At 33.2% G+C, this 5290-nt stretch carries 2 protein-coding genes; both read right to left on the bottom strand.

The annotated features are described in order from the left end of the window. Positions 1–150: 150 nt before the first annotated feature. Positions 151–2916, bottom strand: coding sequence for a glycoside hydrolase family 3 C-terminal domain-containing protein (locus tag ABMA45_RS07115; RefSeq protein ID WP_022089195.1), 2766 nt, complete (start codon positions 2914–2916; stop codon positions 151–153). Positions 2917–3497: 581 nt separating this feature from the next. Beyond that, on the bottom strand, positions 3498–5290 hold a 1793-nt coding region (locus tag ABMA45_RS07110; protein WP_348030028.1), incomplete at its 5' end, for a leucine-rich repeat protein.

Raw genomic sequence — 5290 nt, 5'->3', positions numbered from 1 at the left:
CAATGCACCTCTGCTAATTAAGGAATTTTTACATCCCATTTTTTTATTAAATTCAAACTATTGTAAATTCATTTCTAACTTGATTAAATTCAATTATTCTAACTTGCCGAATTTATTTCTAGTTCGATTAAATTCAATTATTCCAAGTTATTATCTAGCTTTCTTCTTAGGAATCTTCTTGAACTCAATATAGCCTACATTCATTCCGGCCATTACATGTTCAAGTTCTAAGTTGTAGAAGCCTTTGTCTAATTTTACTTTGCAAAGTTTCTGTGTAATCCAGTTTCCATCTGTACCACTTGTCTGAATAACAACCATAACCTTGTCATTTGCATGAACATTTACTGTGCACTGTGATAGATTTGGAAGTGGTGATGAAATATGTACAATTATTGTGTATTCAGCATCTTCATCAATTTCAACTGTAGCATTATCTGTTCCTTCAAATTTAATCTTAGCATCATTTGCAAGTTTCTGAACTTCATATTTTGCATCTGTTGCTGATTCGAAGTATTCAGCTACGTTTGTATCTATTAACTCTCTTTCGATAACAGGTGCTGCAAGTATAAATCTTAAGATGTTCATTGAAGCTCTCTGAAGTTCTCCAACTGTAAGTCTTCCTTCGATTATTGCTGCCTCTGTATTGTCACCATTTGAATTAATTTCTGCTCCATTGTTGTTTACTACCATGTAAGCATCATTCTGTGCGCGAACCATGTCTCTTGTATCCTGATTTGACTCTTCTCCTCCAGTTACAACGTCGTTCATTTTTGCCCACCAGTCAGTCATTACAAAACCTTTATATCCCCATTCTTTTCTAAGAATAGTTGTACATAAGTCATAATTTGAAGCTGCCCAATGTCCGTTGATTGGATTATATGATGTCATAATGGACATTACTGTTTTTTCCTTTACAGCCATTTCAAAGCTCTTCAAATAGATTTCTCTGATTGCTCTTTCTGAACATACAGCATCAATCTTAAATCTGTGTGATTCCTGACCATTTAATGCAAAATGCTTAATTGTTCCCCAGGCGCCACCATCTTTAATTCCGCCTGTTGAAGCAACTGACATTTTTCCTGAAAGGAAAGGATCTTCTGAATAATATTCAAAATTTCTTCCGTTTAATGGATTACGACGAATATTTACACCAGGTCCAAGTAAAGTATCAACCTGATTTCTGTATAATTCCTGACCTTCCATTGTATATAATTCTCTAACAAGTTCTGTATTCCATGTTGCACTTAAAGCTGTTCCAATTGGAAGCTGTGTTGCTTTTCCTTCCATACGAAGACCACTAGGACCATCTGCACAACATGCTGCTGGAATGCCGTAGTTAAATAAGCTATCACTCATTCCACCAAATGCTGATGCTGTTCCTCTTGTTACTCGTGGATTACTCATTCCTTCACCACGAACGATTATAGCCATTTCTTCAATAGACAACTGCGCAACAAATTTTTCTAATGTTGCTTTACCGTCACGAACATCCTGAAGTGTAATTCCCATATCTCCTGTTATTGGCATGTCCATTGGAAGATTGTCTGAAATTCTTTTAGCCATGTCAACTGTCTGAGTTGAAACAGGTACATATGTAACTTCATAAGTTCCGTCAGCATTTTTCTTACCAGGCTTCATAATATTTATAGCCTCTGTAGGAGCCATTGCTTCCTGAAGTTCTTCAACTACAACAAGTTCTTCTTCATTGTATGTATTAATCTTTGTAAGATTCTTAACGCTGTTACCAACATAAATATTATATTCGCCTGCTTCTAAAACATAGCATGATTTGTGTCCTGTAACACCTGAATCATCGTAAGAAGCCATATCTGAAATCTTAAATTCTAATGTCAATTCCTGACTTTCGCCCGGTGCAAGTTTCTTTGTCTTTGCAAATGCAATAAGTTCTCTTGCAGGTTTTCCAAGTTCACCCTGAGGTGCTTCATAATATACCTGAACAACTTCTTTTCCTGCAAATTTGTCACCTGTATTTGTAACCTTAACATTCAATTCGATTGAATCTGTCTTTTCTTTTACAGTCTGTGTTTCAATATCAAATGTTGTATAAGATAATCCATAACCAAATTCAAACTGAACTTTGTCCGGTGCAAATGTTTCAAAATATCTGTATCCGATATAAATATCTTCTTCATAAAGATTCTTAAATTCATTACCAAAATTCTTTGTTGATGGATAATCCTCAATACTGTATGCTATTGTATCTGCAAGCTTACCACTTGGTGTTTCAGCACCTGAAAGTACATCAACTACTGCTGTTCCACCTTCCATACCTCCTTGCCATACAATAATTACTGACTTAATGCTTCCGTTATATTCTTCGTCATTAATCCAGCTCAAATCAATAATATTTGACACATTTAAAACGATACATACATTATCAAATGCTTTTGTTATATTTCTAAGATTTTCTTTTTCTTCGTCTGTTAAAATATAACTTCCCTGCCAAATTGCGTTATCCTTATCTTCTCCGGCAGTTCTACCTATAATGTATAACGCCTTGTCAGTCTTTGCTGCCTGTTCCTTAGCAAATGCTTCATCGATAGGCATATCCTTCTGGAACCATGGTTCACATGCCCATCCGCCACCACCATTATCAAATGGGTGGTCTTTTAACCATTCCTTATACTTTTCAACTAATGTTTCATCAATGTTAAGATTGCTGTTTTCAAATCCGTCTAAGATGTTAGTAGCATATTCAACATTAACTGCACCACCTGAACCTGTACCACTTCTATAATATTCAATCTGTGGTCGACCGAATACTGAAATTTTGTCTTCCTGTGTAAGTGGTAACATTCCGCCTTCGTTCTTTAACAATACAATACCTTCTGCGGCAGCCTCTTTACTCTTCTGAGAAAATCCCTCTACCGGCACTCCAAACATATTTGTGCTCATTACAATTCCTCCCGAAATCACATACTATTGTTGTTTTTAACTATAACATACTGAATTTATAATTGCTATATTCCGGCAATATAAAAATGTTTTTATTTATTATAGACTTTTAATTGATTTTTTTGCTACTTTCCTTTATTTATCGGCATTTCAAATTATAAAACATTTCAATCCTCTTTAAATTGAAACGTTTTTATTTTTAGTTGGATACATTGTTATTTTTTTATCAATTTATAAGGGAGATTTTTTTCTTAATAAGTCATATAATTTAAAACATTCTTCTCATATTGTTTAGATCAAATAAGAGAAGAAATTTCGGTCATATTAATAAAAAACAAAGTTTAGCATTTGGTGCAAATTTAAAAATTTTCAGCCATATTAGTAAATAACAATTTTAGCATTTGGGTAAACTTAATTAAGTCAGTTAACAAAAAAGTTCCAACCATGTTAATATATAACAATTTTAGCATTTGGTGCAAATCAAAAAGCTCCAACCATGTCGGAAATATTTTATTACCAACATGACTGGAGCTATTATTTAAATTCGTACAACGCCTTTTATACTAATTATTTATATTTACCTAACGGCTTTCTCTTACTAATTTTCTATATTTCTTTCCCTGTCCTTTAGCGCATTTAATAACAATTTTCGAATTAGCATTCTTAAATGCACCTTTCTTAATTTCTTTCAATTTCTTACCTTTAATAACTAAAGTTTTAAGATTTTTGCATCCTTTGAAAGAATTCTTTCCGATAACTCTTACATTTTTTCCAACTACAACACTTCTTATGTTCTTGTTGTTTTTAAATGCGTTTGGTGCAATCGCTGTAACTTTATAGTTAACATTGTTATAAGTAATTGATGCAGGAACTTTTACATTCTTCGCCTTTTTATTTATATTTCCTAAAAATGTTACTGTAGGATTCTTTGAATTTGCAGCTGATGTAGCTTTATACTTTTTACCTTTTACAATAATAAGTGTGTTTTGCAAATCATTGTTTGTTGTATTGTTTGCATTGTTATTAGTCACATTATTTTTTCCGTCGTTATTTGCTGGATTTTCAACTGGCGGCTGACCATTTTCTTTAAGGTTAAAATCAAATTTAACAGCTATAACTGTATCCGGTTTCACCTCTACACTTTCTCCATCAGTTTCAGCCGGGCATGAATAATTAAAATTTCCATCAACCTTATAATCTCTATAACCTTTTTCACCTGTCAAATCAGAATTAACCGTTACATCAAATTTAATTCCTTCTTCTTTTAACTTTTCCTGTAAAGGATTATATTTAATTTCGTTATTATCTTCATCAGTTTTTGTAACTGTTGTAGCTATATCTTTAATATCTTGTGCAAATTTATTGAGGCTTTCAATCATATTGTCTGAAATATATTTCTCTGCTTCTACAGGCATTGTTAATATTTCATCAAATCCCGGAAGAACTTTTAACTGACCGAATACCAAATCAACTATAGTTTTTGAATTTGAAGATAAGGCATCTGCAATAGCCAATACAAATTCTGATGCCTGCTCATCTGTAACTTTAAAAGTTGTCTTCGTTCCATTTGTTGTTTCAAATTTAGCAAATGCAGAATCTGCTGTGTTCAGCACTAATTTTGCAAGATTCATTACTGTATTAACAACCTGTTCACCTGTTAATGCAAAGTTAGCTTCTTTTGCTTCCTCTCCATATTTTAAGTCAATTACTTTTCCTAATTCATCCTGTTCAAATAATTTATTATCAATGTCTTTCTGTTCAACAACTTCCACTCCGATAATAGGATAATATTTTCCACATTTATCCTTTAACATATTATTAATTTCTGCAACATAATCTAATTCAATTGATTTTAACGCCGGAATTTCGAGTGCTTCACACACTTTGCTTGTTGTCATGCCACAATATTCTGACATGAATTTAACAAATGAATCTAAATCAATTTTTACATTTCCATTATTATATTCAATTTTTGTGAGTTTCATCTCTTTTCCGTTTGCAATATTTCCTGCCAATTCAACTGAAAACTGAGTTGTAGTTACTATTTCTGTTGAAACTTTAGCATTAATTGTAAATCTGTCGGTGTACTTATATGTATCTTCTTTTTCATCATAGCTTTCAAGCAATCCTAGCTTTTGTGAATGAGCATCCCATGCTGCCCTATATGCCGTTCTTCCATCCTCACCTTTTGTATCATCGTCATTTCTGTGAGCCTCACGGTATACACTATACAAAATCTCATTGATTTTCTCCGACACTTCGTCCCCCGCAATATCAATACCTACATTTCCACTGCCTGTAGCATTACTTACGTCCATCATTAACACTGCTTTACTAAATGTCGTATTTGTTGCAGCCGGAGTCTGAACTCCTG

Origin of the sequence: Eubacterium sp. CAG:156, from assembly GCF_000434315.1 — a bacterium.
Classification (GTDB): Bacteria; Bacillota; Clostridia; order Lachnospirales; family Lachnospiraceae; genus Eubacterium_U; species Eubacterium_U album.
The sequence above is the reverse complement of the archived record's forward strand: the minus strand, read 5'-3'. Positions and strand labels throughout refer to the sequence as shown.

Coding starts and splice junctions, on each gene's coding strand:
- ABMA45_RS07115 (WP_022089195.1), bottom strand. CDS start 2,916: ATGAGCACAAATATGTTTGGAGTGCCGGTAGAGGGATTTTCTCAGAAG.